At 71.0% G+C, this 15522-nt stretch carries 14 protein-coding genes; 4 read left to right on the top strand and 10 right to left on the bottom strand.

Going from position 1 to position 15522, the window contains the following annotated elements:
• Window positions 1–69: 69 nt before the first annotated feature.
• On the bottom strand, window positions 70–1245 hold the full coding sequence (locus NP777_RS30045) for an acyl-CoA dehydrogenase family protein (protein ID WP_256653309.1): 1176 nt from the start codon (window positions 1243–1245) through the stop codon (window positions 70–72).
• Window positions 1246–1410: 165 nt separating this feature from the next.
• On the opposite strand from NP777_RS30045, the gene NP777_RS30040 reads away from it, so the two are divergent.
• Window positions 1411–2751 (top strand): UDP-glucose dehydrogenase family protein, encoded by a 1341-nt coding sequence (locus NP777_RS30040; protein WP_256653308.1) that lies wholly within the window; start codon window positions 1411–1413, stop codon window positions 2749–2751.
• Between the two features lie 93 nt (window positions 2752–2844).
• On the top strand, window positions 2845–3213 hold the full coding sequence (locus NP777_RS30035; RefSeq protein WP_256653307.1) for a VOC family protein: 369 nt from the start codon (window positions 2845–2847) through the stop codon (window positions 3211–3213).
• 82 nt (window positions 3214–3295) lie between these two features.
• Here NP777_RS30035 and NP777_RS30030 read toward each other — a convergent pair whose 3' ends face one another.
• From NP777_RS30030 to NP777_RS30020, 3 genes are all read right to left on the bottom strand, one after another.
• Window positions 3296–4495, bottom strand: a complete 1200-nt coding sequence (locus NP777_RS30030) for a dipeptidase (RefSeq protein ID WP_256653306.1) — start codon at window positions 4493–4495, stop codon at window positions 3296–3298.
• Between the two features lie 254 nt (window positions 4496–4749).
• Entirely contained in the window at window positions 4750–5274 is a 525-nt protein-coding gene (purE, locus tag NP777_RS30025; protein ID WP_256653305.1) for a 5-(carboxyamino)imidazole ribonucleotide mutase, read from the bottom strand.
• Window positions 5271–6389, bottom strand: coding sequence for a 5-(carboxyamino)imidazole ribonucleotide synthase (locus NP777_RS30020; protein WP_391858602.1), 1119 nt, complete (start codon window positions 6387–6389; stop codon window positions 5271–5273). The genes purE and NP777_RS30020 overlap by 4 nt, the downstream gene beginning before the upstream one ends.
• Window positions 6390–6572: 183 nt before the next feature.
• On the opposite strand from NP777_RS30020, the gene NP777_RS30015 reads away from it, so the two are divergent.
• Window positions 6573–7100 (top strand): GtrA family protein, encoded by a 528-nt coding sequence (locus NP777_RS30015; RefSeq protein ID WP_256653304.1) that lies wholly within the window; start codon window positions 6573–6575, stop codon window positions 7098–7100.
• Between the two features lie 114 nt (window positions 7101–7214).
• Here the strand turns inward: NP777_RS30015 and NP777_RS30005 are convergent, their stop codons facing one another.
• Window positions 7215–8465, bottom strand: a complete 1251-nt coding sequence (locus NP777_RS30005; RefSeq protein ID WP_256653303.1) for an ATP-binding protein — start codon at window positions 8463–8465, stop codon at window positions 7215–7217.
• A 21-nt stretch (window positions 8466–8486) separates the two neighbouring features.
• A complete protein-coding gene (locus NP777_RS30000; protein WP_020870789.1) occupies window positions 8487–9167 on the bottom strand; it encodes a response regulator transcription factor in 681 nt (226 codons plus the stop codon).
• 326 nt (window positions 9168–9493) lie between these two features.
• On the opposite strand from NP777_RS30000, the gene NP777_RS29995 reads away from it, so the two are divergent.
• Complete coding sequence (locus NP777_RS29995; RefSeq protein WP_256653302.1) at window positions 9494–11020, top strand: peptide MFS transporter; 1527 nt, start codon at window positions 9494–9496, stop codon at window positions 11018–11020.
• Between the two features lie 87 nt (window positions 11021–11107).
• Here the strand turns inward: NP777_RS29995 and NP777_RS29990 are convergent, their stop codons facing one another.
• The 4 genes from NP777_RS29990 to NP777_RS29975 form a co-directional block, all read right to left on the bottom strand.
• Complete coding sequence (locus tag NP777_RS29990) at window positions 11108–12499, bottom strand: hypothetical protein (RefSeq protein WP_256653301.1); 1392 nt, start codon at window positions 12497–12499, stop codon at window positions 11108–11110.
• A gap of 1 nt (window position 12500) precedes the next feature.
• Window positions 12501–13568, bottom strand: coding sequence for a hypothetical protein (locus NP777_RS29985; RefSeq protein WP_256653300.1), 1068 nt, complete (start codon window positions 13566–13568; stop codon window positions 12501–12503).
• Window positions 13565–14506 carry a COG1470 family protein gene (locus tag NP777_RS29980; RefSeq protein ID WP_391858601.1) on the bottom strand — a complete coding sequence of 314 codons (942 nt, stop codon included), beginning with the start codon at window positions 14504–14506 and terminating at the stop codon, window positions 13565–13567. The genes NP777_RS29985 and NP777_RS29980 overlap by 4 nt, the downstream gene beginning before the upstream one ends.
• A gap of 194 nt (window positions 14507–14700) precedes the next feature.
• A complete protein-coding gene (locus NP777_RS29975) occupies window positions 14701–15468 on the bottom strand; it encodes an LPXTG cell wall anchor domain-containing protein (protein WP_256653298.1) in 768 nt (255 codons plus the stop codon).
• Window positions 15469–15522 lie beyond the last annotated feature (54 nt).

Raw genomic sequence — 15522 nt, 5'->3', positions numbered from 1 at the left:
CGTCTTCGATTGCCTGCCGCGGGGCAGGCAATCGAAGACGCCCTGGGACGCTGACCCGCAGCAAAGGCTCTACGGAAGGTTGCGCGCCATCACGATGCGCTGCACCTGGTTCGTGCCCTCATAAATCTGCGTGATCTTGGCGTCGCGCATCATCCGCTCGAGCGGGTAGTCACGGGTGTAGCCGTAGCCGCCGAGCAGCTGGACGGCGTCCGTGGTGATCTCCATCGCGGCGTCGGAGGCGTAGCACTTGGCCGCGGCGCCGAAGAACGTCAGGTCCTCCTTGCCGCCGCCGAGGGCCACCCGCTCGGACCGGGCCGCCGCCGCGTAGGTGAGCTGCCGGGCGGCCTCCAGCTTCATCGCCATGTCGGCGAGCATGAACTGGACGCCCTGGAAGTCGCCGATCGGCTTGCCGAACTGCTTGCGCTCCTGGACGTACCCCTTGGCGTAGTCCAGCGCGCCCTGGGCGATGCCGAGGGCCTGGGCGGCGATGGTGATCCGGGTGTGGTCGAGGGTCTTCATGGCGGTGGCGAAGCCGGTGCCCTCGGCGCCGATCATCCGGTCGGCCGGGATGCGGACGTTGTCGAGGTAGACCTCGCGGGTCGGCGAGCCCTTGATGCCGAGCTTCTTCTCCGGGGCGCCGAAGGAGACGCCCGGGTCGGACTTCTCGACGACGAAGGCGGAGATGCCCTTGGAGCGCTTCTCGGGGTCGGTGACGGCCATCACCGTGTAGTACTCGGAGACGCCGGCGTTGGTGATCCAGCGCTTGACGCCGTTGAGCACGTAGAAGTCGCCGTCACGGACCGCCTTGGTCTTCATCCCCGCCGCGTCCGAGCCCGCGTCCGGCTCGGAGAGGCAGTACGAGAACATCGCGTCGCCCTTGGCGAGCGGGGCCAGGTACCTCTTCTTCAGCTCCTCGGAGCCGGAGAGGATGACCGGCAGCGAGCCCAGCTTGTTGACCGCGGGGATCAGGGAGGAGGAGGCGCAGACCCGGGCGACCTCCTCGATGACGATCACCGTGGCCAGCGCGTCCGCGCCCGAGCCGCCGTAGGACTCGGGGACGTGCACCGCGTGGAGATCGTTCGCGACCAGGGCGTCCAGCGCCTCCTGGGGGAACCGGGCCGCCTCGTCGACCTCGGCGGCATAGGGGGCTATCTTCGCCTCGGCGAGAGAGCGGACGGCGTCCCGGAGCATGTCGTGCTCTTCGGACGGCCGGTACAGGTCGAAGTCGTTCACCGAGGACGCCAAGCCTCTCACTCCCCATAGAGCGCTAACTACCGTTAAGTAACTGAATTCTAGGGGCGACGCCTCGATAGGTATACGTGAGCTACCTGACAGAGTCGGCTGAGCCCGTCCTCGGGTCCCGACTATGCTCAGGCACCGCATCTGCGATCGACCGTTCTGGAGCACTGCATGGCCCTCAAGATCACTGTGATCGGCACCGGCTACCTCGGCGCCACCCACGCAGCGGCCATGGCTGAGCTGGGCTTCGAGGTGCTGGGCCTCGATGTCGTGCCCGAGAAGATCGCGATGCTCGCCCAGGGCCGGGTGCCGATGTACGAGCCCGGACTGGAGGACCTGCTGCGGCGGCACACCGCGGGGATCGAGGGGTCCAGCGGGCGGCTGCGCTTCACCACCTCCTACGAGGAGGCCGGGGAGTTCGGCGACATCCACTTCATCTGCGTGAACACCCCGCAGAAGCACGGCGAGTACGCCTGTGACATGAGCTACGTGAACTCCGCGGTGGAGTCGCTTGCCCCGCATCTGCGCCGCCCCGCGCTGGTCGTGGGCAAGTCCACGGTGCCGGTCGGCAGCGCCGATCTGCTCGCGGCCCGGCTGGCCGAGCTGGCCCCGGTGGGGGCGGACGCGGAGCTCGCCTGGAACCCGGAGTTCCTGCGCGAGGGGTTCGCCGTCCAGGACACCCTGCACCCGGACCGGATCGTGGTCGGCGTCGCGGGCGACCGGGCCGAGAAGCTGCTGCGCGAGGTGTACCAGACGCCCATCGGCGAGGGCTCGCCGTTCGTGGTGACCGACTTCCCGACCGCCGAGCTGGTGAAGGTCGCGGCCAACTCCTTCCTGGCGACCAAGATCTCGTTCATCAACGCGATGGCCGAGGTCTGCGAGGCCGCGGGCGGCGATGTGGTCAAGCTCGCCGAGGCCATCGGCTACGACGAGCGCATCGGCAAGAAGTTCCTGCGGGCCGGGATCGGCTTCGGCGGCGGCTGCCTGCCGAAGGACATCCGGGCCTTCATGGCGCGGGCCGGTGAGCTCGGCGCCGACCAGGCGCTGACCTTCCTCCGCGAGGTCGACTCGATCAACATGCGGCGCCGGGGCCATATGGTCGAGCTGGCCCGCGAGGCCGTCGGCGGCGCCTTCCTGGGCAAGCGGGTCGCGGTGCTGGGCGCGACCTTCAAGCCGGACTCCGACGACGTCCGGGACTCCCCCGCGCTCAATGTGGCCGGTCAGATACAGCTCCAGGGCGCCCAGGTGACCGTCTTCGACCCCAAGGGCATGGAGAACGCCCGAGCCCTCTTCCCGACCCTCGCCTACGCCCCGACCGCGGCCGCGGCGGCGGAGGGCGCCCATGCGGTGCTGCACCTCACCGAGTGGCGCGAGTTCCGGGAGCTGGACCCGGCGAGCCTCGGCGCGGTCGTCGCCGAGCGCCGCATCCTCGACGGGCGCAACGCGCTGGACCCCGACGTCTGGCGGGATGCCGGGTGGACCTACCGGGCGCTCGGGCGCCCGATGGCGTGAGGCCGCCGCAAGACCCTCTGATTCACGGGGTGTGAGGCTCCCCGTTTGACGGGGCCCGTTCGGTCAACCCGGGACGGGACCCGAGGAGGAGCCATGCCCATCGCCAAACTGGACGTCACCGCGATCGACTGCCCCGACCCCACCGCGCTGGCCCACTTCTACCAGCAGGTGCTGGGCGGTGAGATCAAGAACGAGGGGAAGTCCTGGGTCGATCTCCGCCTGCCAGACGGGGCGCGACTGGCCTTCCAGGAGGCGCCCGGCTTCGTCGCGCCGAGCTGGCCGTCGGCGAAGGAGTCGCAGCAGCTGCACTTCGATCTGCGGGTGGCCGATATGGCAGCGGCGCAGGAGCGGGTGCTGGCGCTGGGGGCTCGGGCGCTGGACCTCGACGACGAGGGCGGGAAGCGGGACTTCCGCGTCTTCGCCGACCCGGCGGGGCACCCCTTCTGCCTGATCCATCCCTGAGCCCCTGATCCATCCCTGAGCACCTTCCGTCCCCGGCCGTTGGCGTGTCGGGTGGTGTGGTGCGGCGCCGGGTGGCTTCGGGTCAGGCCGCGTCCGCGGCGTCCAGTTGGTCGATGGTCGCGATGGACGGGCCGCGTGTGGTTCGCGCCGCGCGTGCCGCGTCCTCCGCGCCGCGCAGCGTACGGACCGCGTTCTGCCAGGTCAGCTTGGCCAGGTCGGCCGGTGACCAGCGGCGGTCGAGGAGCTCGGCCACCAGGTTCGGATAGCCCGCGACATCGCCCAGGCCCTCCGGGGTGAAGGCGGTGCCGTCGAAGTCGCCGCCGATGCCGATGTGGTCGACCCCCGCCACCTCGCGCATGTGGTCGAGGTGGTCGGCGACGGTCGACACGGTGGCCATGGGGCGCGGGTTGGCCTCCTCGAAGGCGCGCTGCACCTTCATGGCGGCGGGCGTCATCTCCAGCGGATGCAGCCCGTGGGCGCGCATGTTCTCGTCCGCCTCCCGGGTCCAGGCGACCGCCTCGGGCAGGACGAACTTGGGAACGAAGGTGGCCATCGCCACGCCCCCGTTGGCGGGCAGCAGTTCCAGCACATCGTCCGGGATGTTGCGCGGATGGTCGCAGACGGCGCGTGCGGAGGAGTGCGAGAAGACCACGGGCGCCTCGGTCACCCGGAGCGCGTCCCGCATGGTGTCGGCCGAGACATGGGAGAGGTCGACGAGCATGCCCAGGCGGTTCATCTCGCGCACCACCTCCTCGCCGAAGCGGGTGAGGCCGTGTGCCTTCGGCTCGTCGGTCGCCGAGTCGGCCCAGGGGACGTTGTCGTTGTGGGTGAGCGTCATATAGCGCACGCCGAGGTCGTAGAGGGTGCGCAGGGTGGCCAGGGAGCAGTTGATGCTGTGGCCGCCCTCGGCGCCCATGAGGGAGGCGATCCGGCCCTCGGTCCTGGCCGCCTCCATGTCGTCGGCGGTGAAGGCGGGGCGCAGGTCGGTCGCGTACCGGTTGGTGAACCGGCGGACGACGTCGATCTGTTCGAGGGTGGCGCTGACCGCCGTGTCGCCCTGGAAGTCGGAGCGGACGAACACCGACCAGAACTGGGCGCCTACGCCGCCGGCCCTCAGTCGGGGGAGGTCGGTGTGGGTGTAGGCGGTGAGGTCGGTGGCCATGTCGCGCTGATCGAGGTCGTAGCGGACCTGCTCGCGCAGGGCCCAGGGGAAGTCGTTGTGGCCGTCCACGATGGGGTGGGTGGCCAGCAGGTCTCGGGCTTGCGCGAGGTGATCGGTCATCCTCGTAGTTTCGTATGGGGCGCGGTGGAAGTCACGTGTTGGGGCCGCCTGCGGCGGGCTTGCCCCCACCCCGCCCCTTCCCGAAACCGGGGCTCCCGCCCCGGACCCCGTTTTCGGGGGCTCCGCCCCCGGGCCCCCGTCGGGGCTCCGCCCCGGACCCCGCTCCTCAAACGCCGGAGGGGCTGGAAGTTACCCGGAGGCGCTGGAGGTTGCCCCGAAGGGCTGGAGTTACCCCGGAGGCGCTGGAATGGGGCTCAGTGGCCGAAGCCGAACGAACCCGCCCCGTCCACCTTCGCGCGCAGCCGCTTGCCCTTCTCCGTGGCCTGGGCGTTGAGTTCGTCCTGGAACTCGCGCATCCGGGCCTGGAGGCCGGAGTCGTGGGCGGCCAGAATGCGGGCGGCCAAGAGGCCCGCGTTGCGGGCGCCGGCTACGGAGACCGTGGCCACCGGGACCCCCGCGGGCATCTGGACGATCGACAGCAGGGAGTCCATGCCGTCGAGGTACTTCAGCGGTACGGGCACCCCGATGACCGGAAGAGGGGTGACGGACGCGAGCATGCCGGGAAGGTGGGCGGCGCCGCCCGCACCGGCGATGATCGCCTTGAGGCCGCGGTCCGCCGCGTTCTCGCCGTAGGCGACCATCTCGCGCGGCATGCGGTGGGCCGAGACGACATCCACCTCGTACGGGACCTCGAACTCGTCGAGGGCCTTGGCCGCTGCCTCCATGACGGGCCAGTCGGAGTCGGAGCCCATGACGATGCCGATCACAGGAGCGCTCATTCGGTGATGGTCCCTCGGAGGTAGTCGGCGGCGTGGCGGCCGCGCTCGCGGACGTCGGCCAGGTCGTCGCCGTAGGTGTTGACGTGGCCGACCTTGCGTCCGGGCTTCACGTCCTTGCCGTACATATGGATCTTGAGCGCCGGGTCGCGCGCCATGCAGTGCAGATACGCCCCGTACATGTCGGGGAAGTCACCGCCGAGCACATTGGTCATCACCGTCCACCCCGCACGCGGGCGCGGGTCGCCCAGCGGGAGGTCGAGCACGGCCCGTACGTGGTTGGCGAACTGGGAGGTGACGGCGCCGTCCTGGGTCCAGTGGCCGGAGTTGTGGGGGCGCATCGCCAGCTCGTTGACCAGCAGCCGGCCGTCGCGGGTCTCGAACAGCTCGACCGCGAGATGGCCGACCACCCCGAGTTCCGCGGCGATCTTCAGCGCCATCTCCTGCGCCTGGCCGGACAGCTCCTCGGAGAGGCCGGGGGCCGGGGCGATCACGGTGTCACAGACCCCGTTCACCTGGATCGACTCCACGACGGGGTAGGCGACGGCCTGGCCGTGCGGGGACCGTACGACATTGGCGGCGAGCTCACGGGCGAAGTCGACCATCTCCTCGGCGAGGACGGGCACGCCCGCGCGGAACGGCTCGGCCGCCTCCGCCGCGCCGCGGACGACCCAGACGCCCTTGCCGTCGTAGCCGCCGCGCACCGTCTTGAGGACGACCGGAAAGCCGTCGCCCTCGTCCGCGAACCGCGCCACGTCCTCGGGGTCGGCCACGATGCGGTGGCGGGGGCAGGGCACCCCGGCCGTACGCAGCCGCTCGCGCATCACACCCTTGTCCTGGGCGTGCAGCAGCGCCTCGACTCCGGGGCGGATGACCACGCCGTCCGCTTCCAGGGCGCGCAGATGCTCGGCCGGGACGTGCTCGTGGTCGAAGGTGACCACATCACAGCCCTGTGCGAACGCACGAAGGGTGTCCAGGTCACGGTAGTCGCCGATGACGACGTCGCTGACCACCTGGGCCGCCGAGTCCTGGGGGGTGTCACTGAGCAGCTTGAACCTGATGCCGAGGGGGATGCCCGCCTCATGGGTCATACGGGCGAGCTGGCCGCCGCCGACCATGCCGACTACCGGGAATGTCACCCTCCCAGGGTAACTTCCCGCTTCGACCGGCCCTGACCTGCGTTGGAGGAACCTCCAGATATTCCGCCGGGCCCAGCATCGCGGCCTGAAGGGCGCGGGGCGCGGCCGCTGGTTAGCATGGGGGGATTGATGACGCCGACGGGACGGGGCAGAACGATCACCATGAGTGAACGGAGCACACTCGGTGGGCTGCGTGCCCGGATGGGGCAACTGTCCCGCGAGATCGCGAAGTTCGGGGTGGTCGGCGGTGCCGGCGTCTTCGTCAATCTCGCGGTGTTCAACCTGGTGCGCGGGGTCACCGAACTCCCCGTGGTGCGGGCCAGCATCGTGGCCACGGTGGTCGCCACCGGCTTCAACTACCTGGGATACCGGTACTTCGCCTACCGGGACCGCGACAAGCAGGGCCGCACCAAGGAACTCAGCCTCTTTCTGCTGTTCAGCGCCATCGGCCTGATCATCGAGAACGGTGTGCTCTACACCGCCACATATGGCTTCGAGTGGGACAGCTCACTCCAGAGCAATGTGTTCAAGTTCCTCGGCATCGGCCTGGGCACCCTCTTCCGCTTCTGGTCCTACCGGACCTGGGTGTTCCGGACGCTGCCCGCGCGGGAGGCCGTCGAGCGCGCGGAGGCCTTCCTGTCCGATGCGCCGCCCGCCCAGGCCACCCGGAAGCAGCCGGTCCGGAAGTAGCCGGTCCGGAAGCGGCCCGTCCCGAGGCGGCCGGTCCGGAAGCGGCCCGTCCCGAAGCGGCCCGTCCCCAGGCGGCCGGTCCGGAAGCGGCGCCCGGCGGCGCGACAGGGCGGCTCAGGAGGCCGTGGGGTCCTCGGCCTCCCGGCTGAGGAAGAGCGCGAACACCGGCGGATGCTGCTGGAGCAGCTCCAGCCGGCCGCCGTCCGCCTCCGCCAGGTCCCGCGCCACGGCGAGCCCCAGCCCGGTGGAGTTGCGCCCGCTGACCGTCCGCTCGAAGACCCGCGCCCCCAGGTCCGGCGACACCCCGGGCCCCTCGTCGGAGACCTCCACCACGGCCTGGTTGCCGGTGACGCGGGTACGCAGCGCGACCGTGCCGTCACCGTGCATCAGCGAGTTCTCGATCAGCGTCGCCAGCACCTGGGCGACCGCGCCCGGGGTGCCCACCGCGCGCAGCCCCTTCTTGCCCGAGCGGACGATGGCGCGGCCCTCGCTGCGCGAGGCCGGGCGCCACTCCTCGATCTGCTGCTTGACGACCTCGTCCAGGTCGAAGGCGACCGCGGAGCCGCTGCGCGGATCGCGCGAATTGGTCAGCAGCCGCTGGACGACATCGGTGAGCCGCTCCACCTGGCCCAGCGCGATCGTCGCCTCCTCCTTGACCGTCTCCGGATCGTCGGTGAGCGTGATCTCCTCCAGCCGCATGGACAGCGCGGTCAGCGGCGTACGGAGCTGGTGGGAGGCGTCGGCGGCCAGCCGCCGCTCGGCGGTGAGCATCCGCGCGATGCGCTCGGCGCTCGCGTCCAGGACGTCGGCGACCCGGTCCAGCTCCGGCACCCCGTAGCGCCGGTGGCGCGGCCGGGGGTCCCCGGAGCCCAGCCGCTCGGCGGTCTCCGCGAGATCGGTGAGCGGGGCGGAGAGCCGGTGCGCCTGGCGTACGGCGAGGGCCACCGCGGCGAGCACGGCGAGCAGCGCCACCGCCAGGATGATCAGCATGGTGCGGCCGATCTCCCGGCTCACCGTGGAGCGGGACGCCTCGACGCGGACGACCTCGCCCTGCTCCCCCGGCTCCTGGGCGGAGATGACGCTGCCGGTGGGGCGCTTGCCGATCTTCACCGTGCGGTGGTCGGGCATCCTGATCACCGCGTAGCGCCCGGCCTCGATCTGCTCGCGCAGCACCCTGGTGGTGACCCCCTCGCCGCCCAGCAGCCGGCTGTCGACGATGCTGACCAGGCGCACGGCGTCGGAGCTCACGCTCTCCTGGGCGCTGTTCTCGATGGTCCGCGTCTCGACGATGACCAGTGACAGGCCGAAGACCGCGATGACGACGAGCACCACGGCCAGGGTGGAGTTGATCAAGCGACGGCGCATTGCCCTACCGTGTCAGTCAGGTCAGCTTTTCTCGAATCTGAAGCCGACACCGCGGACGGTGGCGATATAGCGGGGGTTGGCCGCATCGTCACCGAGCTTCTTGCGCAGCCAGGAGATGTGCATGTCGAGGGTCTTGGTGGAGGACCACCAGGTGGTGTCCCACACCTCGCGCATCAGCTGATCGCGGGTGACCACCCGCCCGGCGTCCCGTACCAGGACCCGCAGCAGATCGAACTCCTTGGCGGTCAGCTGCAGCTCCTCGTCGCCCATCCAGGCGCGGTGCGACTCGACGTCGATCCGCACCCCGTGGGTGGCCGGCTGCTGTTGCTGCGTCTCGACGGCACCGCGCCGCAGCAGCGCCCGGACCCGGGCGAGCAGCTCGGCGAGCCGGAACGGCTTGGTCACATAGTCATCGGCACCGGCGTCCAGGCCGACCACCGTGTCCACCTCGTCCGCGCGGGCCGTGAGCACCAGCACCGGAAAGCCGTGGCCCTCCGTACGGAGCCGGCGACAGACCTCGAGCCCGTCCATCCCGGGCAGGCCGAGGTCGAGGACGATCAGATCGACGCCCCCTTGCAGACCGGCGTCGAGCGCGGTGGGTCCGTCCTCACGCACCTCGACCTCGTACCCCTCGCGGCGCAGGGCGCGGGCGAGCGGCTCCGAGATGGATGCGTCATCCTCGGCGAGCAGTACTCGGGTCATGGGGGTGATGGTAGTCCGCTGAGGTCGGAGCACGGGGCGCGTACGGCGCGACGGACGGAGCACGGACGGTTGCACACCTCGCTCGTGAGGTATCTCTCACCATCTCCAAAGGTGTCAAGAACGTGTCGTATGGTGAAACAACGTCTGCAGCACTCCTCCGGGGCCTTTGGTGGCGATGACGCACCCAAAGGTCTCTGTCATGTCCGGAGCGGGACGGGGTCGGCACAACCGGCCCGGCCGCACCCGGCCGCTCAGTCGCTCAGCCATCCCCCCACAGGGCGCTGGCCCCGCCTGGCAGCGCTCCCTGAGCACACAAGGAATCCACCATGGCGTCCAGCCTGACGAAGGGCGCCACCGCGCAGGGGACCCCTGCCGGCGGCAAAACCTTCTTCGGCCATCCCCGCGGCCTGGCCACTCTCTTCATGATCGAGATGTGGGAGCGGTTCAGCTTCTACGGCATGCGGGCCCTCCTCGTGGTCTATCTGATCTCCGGTGGTCCCGACGCCAAGGACGGCGGGCAGGGCGGCGGACTCGGGATGACCGAGGGCAACGCGGTGGCCATCTACTCGGTGTATCTGGCCTTGGTCTATCTGCTGGCCATGCCGGGCGGCTGGTTCGGCGACCGGGTCTGGGGGCCGCGCAAGACGGTGGTGATCGCGTCCGGCGTCGTCATGGCCGGGCATCTGGCGCTCTCGGTCCCCGGTCAGGCGACCTTCTTCGTCGGTCTCGGCCTGGTGGCGCTCGGCTCCGGTCTGATCAAGGCCAATATCTCGACGATGGTGGGCCAGCTCTACGACGGTCCGCAGGACCCGCGCCGGGACGGCGGCTTCACCATCTTCTACATCGGCATCAACCTCGGTGCCTTCGCCGCTCCCCTGGTGATCGGCACCGTCGGCCAGTCGTACAACTGGCACCTGGGCTTCGCGCTCGCCGCCCTCGGCATGGCGCTGGGCCTGGCCCAGTTCCTGATCGGCACCCGCCACCTCAGCGCGGAGAGCAGCGTCGTCCCCACCCCGCTGGCCGCCGAGGAGCGCCGCTCCTGGCTGCGCAAGGCGATGATCTGGCTGATCGTGGCCGCGGTCTTCTACACCGGCGTGGTGCTCAGCGGCAGCTGGACCCTCAACTGGGTGCTCATCCCGATCACCATCCTCGGCCTGATCATCCCGACCGGGGTGCTGATCCGGATCAAGCGGGACCGGGAGCTCTCGGCGGTCGAGCAGACCAAGGTGAGCGGGTACATCTGGTTCTTCGTGGCCGCCGCCGTGTTCTGGATGATCTACGACCAGGGCGGTTCGACGATGTCGGCCTTCGCCGACTCCAAGACCGCGGACACGATCTTCGGGCTGCACTTCCCGTCCTCGTGGTTCCAGTCCGTCAACCCGCTGCTGATCATGGCGCTGGCGCCGGTCTTCGCCTGGCTGTGGCTGTGGCTGGCGCGGCGTGACCGGGAGCCGAACACCACGCTGAAGTTCGCGATGGCCCTGGTCCTGGTCGGCGCCTCGTTCTTCGTCTTCGTCGTGCCGATGGGGATGGCCGGGGACGGGACCAAGGTCAGCCCGCTGTGGCTGGTGTCGATCTACATGATCCAGACGATGGGTGAGCTGTGCCTGTCGCCGGTCGGCCTGTCGGTGACCACCAAGATGGCGCCGGCGAAGTACGCCAGCCAGATGATGGGCGTGTGGTTCCTGGCCGTGACCGCGGGCGACTGCATCACGGGCCTGCTGTCCATCGCCGGGGTCGACCTGAGCGGGGTCGGGGTGATCGCGCTGGAGGCGACGATGGCGGCGCTCGCGGGCTTCGCGGTCTTCATGTACCGGAAGAAGGTCGTGGCGTTGATGGCCGACGTCCACTGACGTCCGTAAGACGGTTACGTGGGGCCCGGCGCGGGGTGATCCGTGCCGGGCCCCTCGTCCTTCGGGTGCTTTCGTACGGGCCGGTGTTCAGCGGGTGGTGCCGCGCAGCTTGCGCCACGGGGTGAGGGTGAAGATGGCCCCGCCGAGCAGCACGGTGGTACCGGCGATCAGGGCGAGCGCCTTCAGCCCGCCGTGGTCACTGGCGCCGGTGTCGGCGAGCCCGCCGCTGGTGCCCGAACCGCCGCTGCTGCCCGAACCGCCGCCACCGGAGGTGCCGCCACCGGAGCCGCTGCCGCCGGTCGAGTCACCGCCGGTGGTGCCGCCGGGCTGGCCGGTGGTGTCCAGTTCCAGCGAGACACCGGTGTCCTTGGCCGGGGTGCAGGTGGTGGTCGTACCGAGCGCCTTGACCGTCAGCACCCCGGGGGTGAGCGTCGACTTGCCGCTCGCACCCGGCTTGTAGGTGCCGGTGAGGTCGGGGATCTCGATCGGATCACCGGACTTGATGGGCCCCTTGTTGGTCGGCCCCGCCACGGCCACGGTGCCCTTGTCCGCACCGCCGACCTTGACGGCCATCGACGGCTTGACCGAACCGGCGGGGATGTCGGCCGGGCTGTCCATCACGGACTTGCCGAACTTCACGGTCAGCGCGAAGTTCCCGCCGCTCTTGGTGGCGTTGATCTGGACCGGGGAGGTCGCGTTCTTGTCGCCGATGGGGGTCTTGCAGGCGTAGGCGACCTGAACCTCCTTACCGGTGTATGAATCGCCACCGCCGCCCCCGCCACCGGTGGTGCCGCTGGTCGTGCCCCCGGTGGTACCGCTCGTGGTGCCACTTGTCGTGCCGCTGGTCGTGCCGCTCGTCGTACCACTGGTGGTGCCGCTCGTGGTACCGCTGGTCGTCCCGCTCGTGGTGCCGCTGGTCGTGCCGCCCGGACCGCTGCCGCCGTCCGTCACCTTGATGGTCGCGGCGGCCTTGACGTCCTCCTTCGCCGAGCACTTGGTGTCCGTGGGCAGCGGCTTGCTGACGTTGATGTTGTAGCCGCCGGGCGTCAGCGTCACCTCTCCCGCCTTGGTGAGCTTCAGCTTCCCCTTCATGTCGGAGAGCTTCATGTCACCGCCCTTGGGGATCGCCGGGTTCTCCCGCGGCCCCTCCATGGCCAGTTCGCCGGTCTGGGCGCCGCCCACCGTGACGGTGCCGGTCGGCAGCACGGTGTCGGCCTCCAGGTCGAGGATGGGCGGGTTCTTGGAGGCGGCCTGCACCGTCTTCCACACCACCTCGACCTCGTCCCCGACCTTGGCCGTCTCCGGCGCCGTCACGGCCACGGTCGTGGTGCCCTCCACCGGGGGCATACCGGAGATGGGGGGCGGTAAGCACTCGGTCTGGTACGAGACCTCGGCGCCCTCCGCGCTGCCCGCGCCGAGCAGCACGCCCGCACCGCCGAGCAGCAGCGCGACGGCCGCCGCACTCACTCTTGGTCGCATCTCACGTGGTTCCTTTCGGGGTCGGTCGGATCTCCTCGGTCGGTGCGGAAATCTGGTGGTGCGGCCGTGCCCCCGGCGCGGTGTCCGGAGTGAACCAGGGCAGCGCCGGTGGTGCGCCGTCCGCCGCGGCCGGTCCGGACGGCGGCGGCGAGGGCGGGAGCGGGGGCGGTGGTGGCGCGGTCCGGGCCGTACGGGGCCGTACCTTGTCCACGACGGCCATGCCGATCCGGAAGACCGTCGCCGAGACCACCACGCACAGCAGGACCCAGAAGAGCGTGACGCCCCAGGGCCGTCCCACCGCCCACGGCTGTTCGACGAGCAGCTTGTGGCCGTAGCGCAGTGAGACCAGATAGTCGCCATGGGCCCCGGCGGACAGTTCGACGCCCAGCTTGACCTGCGCCTTCTTCCCCGGCTGGATGGTCCCCCGCCAGCGCTGCTCCTCCCAGGAGGGGGCGAAGACGCCGTGCGAGCTGCCCACCTCGAAAACCGGGTCGCGGGCCGGGGTCGAGCCGAGATTGCCGACGGTGACCACGAGCTGTCGCCTCGGCGGTGCGCCGAACCAGGTCAGCAGCCCGCTGGAGCCGTCGAGCCGGGCCGAGAGCACGCTCAGCCGCTCGCCCCCGGTCCGCTCCTTCGGCAGCGGCGCGACCGGGTGCCCGGCGACCTTGAACGGCACGTCCGCGGCGGCGGCTTCGCCGGTGACGGTCGCTATATGGATGACACAGGGGCAGGGTTTGGGCGGCTCGGACACCGGCAGCTTCTTGGTGAAGGTGCCGTCCTTGCCCGCGGTGACCGCCCTGCCGTCGCCATTGGCGCAGGAGTTGGTGCCGCCGATCATGTTCTGCCCGCAGATGAGCAGGGTGAGCAGGGCACGCGGCCGCCAGTGGGCGCCGGTCACGGTGACCGTGCCGCCCGTGCCCGCCTCGGCCTTGGAGACCTTCGCGGTCGGGCCCTCGGCCGCCGCGGCGCCGCCCGTAAGGGGCGCACCGAGGGTGAGGAGGACCAGGGCGAGCACGGTGAGCACGGCGGAGGGCCGGGCCGGGGTGGCTGGGTGTCGGCGTGCGTTCACGTGGTCGCTCCTGCCCCTGTGCGGTGCGGTTGCGGCTGCGGTTCCGGCTGCGGCCGCGGTTCCGGCTGCGGCTGCGATCGCGGTGTGCGGTGCCGTCGGCGCCGTCTGGTCAGCAGCCAGACGCCTCCCCCGGCGCCCGCCAGGACGGTCGCCACCGGTGCGAGCAGCCACCAGGGGACGGCCGTGTAGCCGGCGGTCGCGGTGGCGTGCGCGCCCCCGCCCGCGGTGACCGTGAGCCGTACGTCCACCGAGTCCAGCGCGGGCGGGTCCGGCCAGCTCTCGGTGAGCCGCACGCGTTTGCCCGGCGGCAACTCGACCGGCAGGGTGCGGGGGTCCCGGCGCAGCACCTGGCCGAAGAGCCCGTCGGCACGTACGGCCAGTCGAGGGGTGAGCACGGTGTTGCCGCGGTTGACGAGGGCGTAGCGGATGACCGCTCCGCCGCCGTGAGCCTGGACCGTCACGTCCTCGACGGAGAGGGCGGACAGCGTCGCGCCGCTGATCCGCAGCCGCAGCCGAACCGCGATCTCCCGGCCGCCGGAGGAGACCATGACCGCGCCGGGGCGCTCACCGGGCACCGCGTCGGCGGGGACGGTGACGGTGAAGGGGATGTCGGCGCGGGTGCGGGGCGGCACCGTCACCCGCCGTTCGGCCGGCGCGATCCGGGCGCCGTCGCCGCCGCGCAGCCGGACGGTGCGGGGGTGCTCGCTCCGGTTGGTGACCGAGAGCTTGTCCTCGAGGACGGCGCCGGGCCCGCCTTCGAGGTAGATGTACGGCCGGTCGCCCGCGCCCGGTGCGCCGCCGCCCCCGGCGGCGGGGGCGGCCGACCAGTCGGGCCCGGCGGCGGCAGCCGGGGAGGCCCACGACACGGGGCCCACCAGGGAGGCGGCCAGCAGGACCGGGGCACCGGCGCGGACGGCCCGGCGTACGGCTGCCCGCACGGGCGGACGCACCGCCGGACGCACAGGCGGACGCACCGCCGGACGTACGGCCGGACGCACCGCCGGACGTACGGCCGGACGCACCGCCGGACGCACTGCCGGACGTACGGCTGCCCGCACGGCCGGGCGGATGACGGCATGGACCGCTGCACGGATACGCGACGGCATCGGCGGCTCCTCGGCTGCCGCGCGTGTCAGGAGGTCGGACGCTGACGGCGGGTCAGCCAGAGCGCCCCGGCCACTCCGGCGAGCAGCACCGTGCCGCCGAGGGTGCCGAGCGCGACGGCGGAGTCCGTCGGTCCGGTCTGCGGCAGCTGGCCGTTGCCGGAGCCGCCCTGCGCACCGCCGGATCCGTCCGATCCGCCCGTACCGCTGCCGCCCGTGCTGCCCGTACCGCCCGTACCGCCCGTGGAGCCGGAGTCTCCGCCGCCGCCCGCGGCCTTGACGTCCAGCGTCAGCGAGGGCTTGGGGTTGTTGCCCGGGGTACAGGTCGTGGTCGTGCCCAGCGCCTTGATGGTGAGCGTGGAGGCGGTGAAGGTGACCTTTCCGCTCTTCTTGGGGGTGTAGGTGCCCGACAGGTCACTGATCTTGATCGGGGTGTTGGCGGGGATGGCCTTGTCGTTGGCCGGGCCCGACACCGATAGCGTGCCGCTCTCCGCTCCGCCCAGTTTGATGAGCGCGCTGGGGTGCATGGCGCCCTTGCCGAGCTCGACGGGGCTGGAGGAGACGCCCTTCTGGAAGGACATGGTCAGCTTGTAGGCGCCACCGCTCGCGACGCTCTTGATGTCGATGGGCGAAACGGCGGTCTTGTCGCCGATCGGCGTCTTGCACTTGTAGTCGACGTCCACGGTGTCGGCGTGCGCGGCCGGGGCGGTGAGGAGTACCACGGAGCCGGCCAGGGCCGCCGCGAGCGTGAGGGCGCCGCCACGGCCGGCCGGACGGCGTTGGTTGTGGGACACCACGAGATCCCCTCTCGTCAAGCGCCGCAGCCGGATGTAACTGACGGCACATCAGAT

It is taken from the genome of Streptomyces rugosispiralis (genome assembly GCF_024505145.1).
GTDB lineage: Bacteria > Actinomycetota > Actinomycetes > Streptomycetales > Streptomycetaceae > Streptomyces > Streptomyces rugosispiralis.
The sequence above is the reverse complement of the archived record's forward strand: the minus strand, read 5'-3'. Positions and strand labels throughout refer to the sequence as shown.

Coding starts and splice junctions, on each gene's coding strand:
- NP777_RS30040 (WP_256653308.1), top strand. CDS start 1,411: ATGGCCCTCAAGATCACTGTGATCGGCACCGGCTACCTCGGCGCCACC.
- NP777_RS30035 (WP_256653307.1), top strand. CDS start 2,845: ATGCCCATCGCCAAACTGGACGTCACCGCGATCGACTGCCCCGACCCC.
- NP777_RS30030 (WP_256653306.1), bottom strand. CDS start 4,495: ATGACCGATCACCTCGCGCAAGCCCGAGACCTGCTGGCCACCCACCCC.
- purE (WP_256653305.1), bottom strand. CDS start 5,274: ATGAGCGCTCCTGTGATCGGCATCGTCATGGGCTCCGACTCCGACTGG.
- NP777_RS30020 (WP_391858602.1), bottom strand. CDS start 6,389: ATGGTCGGCGGCGGCCAGCTCGCCCGTATGACCCATGAGGCGGGCATC.
- NP777_RS30015 (WP_256653304.1), top strand. CDS start 6,573: ATGAGTGAACGGAGCACACTCGGTGGGCTGCGTGCCCGGATGGGGCAA.
- NP777_RS30005 (WP_256653303.1), bottom strand. CDS start 8,465: ATGCGCCGTCGCTTGATCAACTCCACCCTGGCCGTGGTGCTCGTCGTC.
- NP777_RS30000 (WP_020870789.1), bottom strand. CDS start 9,167: ATGACCCGAGTACTGCTCGCCGAGGATGACGCATCCATCTCGGAGCCG.
- NP777_RS29995 (WP_256653302.1), top strand. CDS start 9,494: ATGGCGTCCAGCCTGACGAAGGGCGCCACCGCGCAGGGGACCCCTGCC.
- NP777_RS29990 (WP_256653301.1), bottom strand. CDS start 12,499: ATGCGACCAAGAGTGAGTGCGGCGGCCGTCGCGCTGCTGCTCGGCGGT.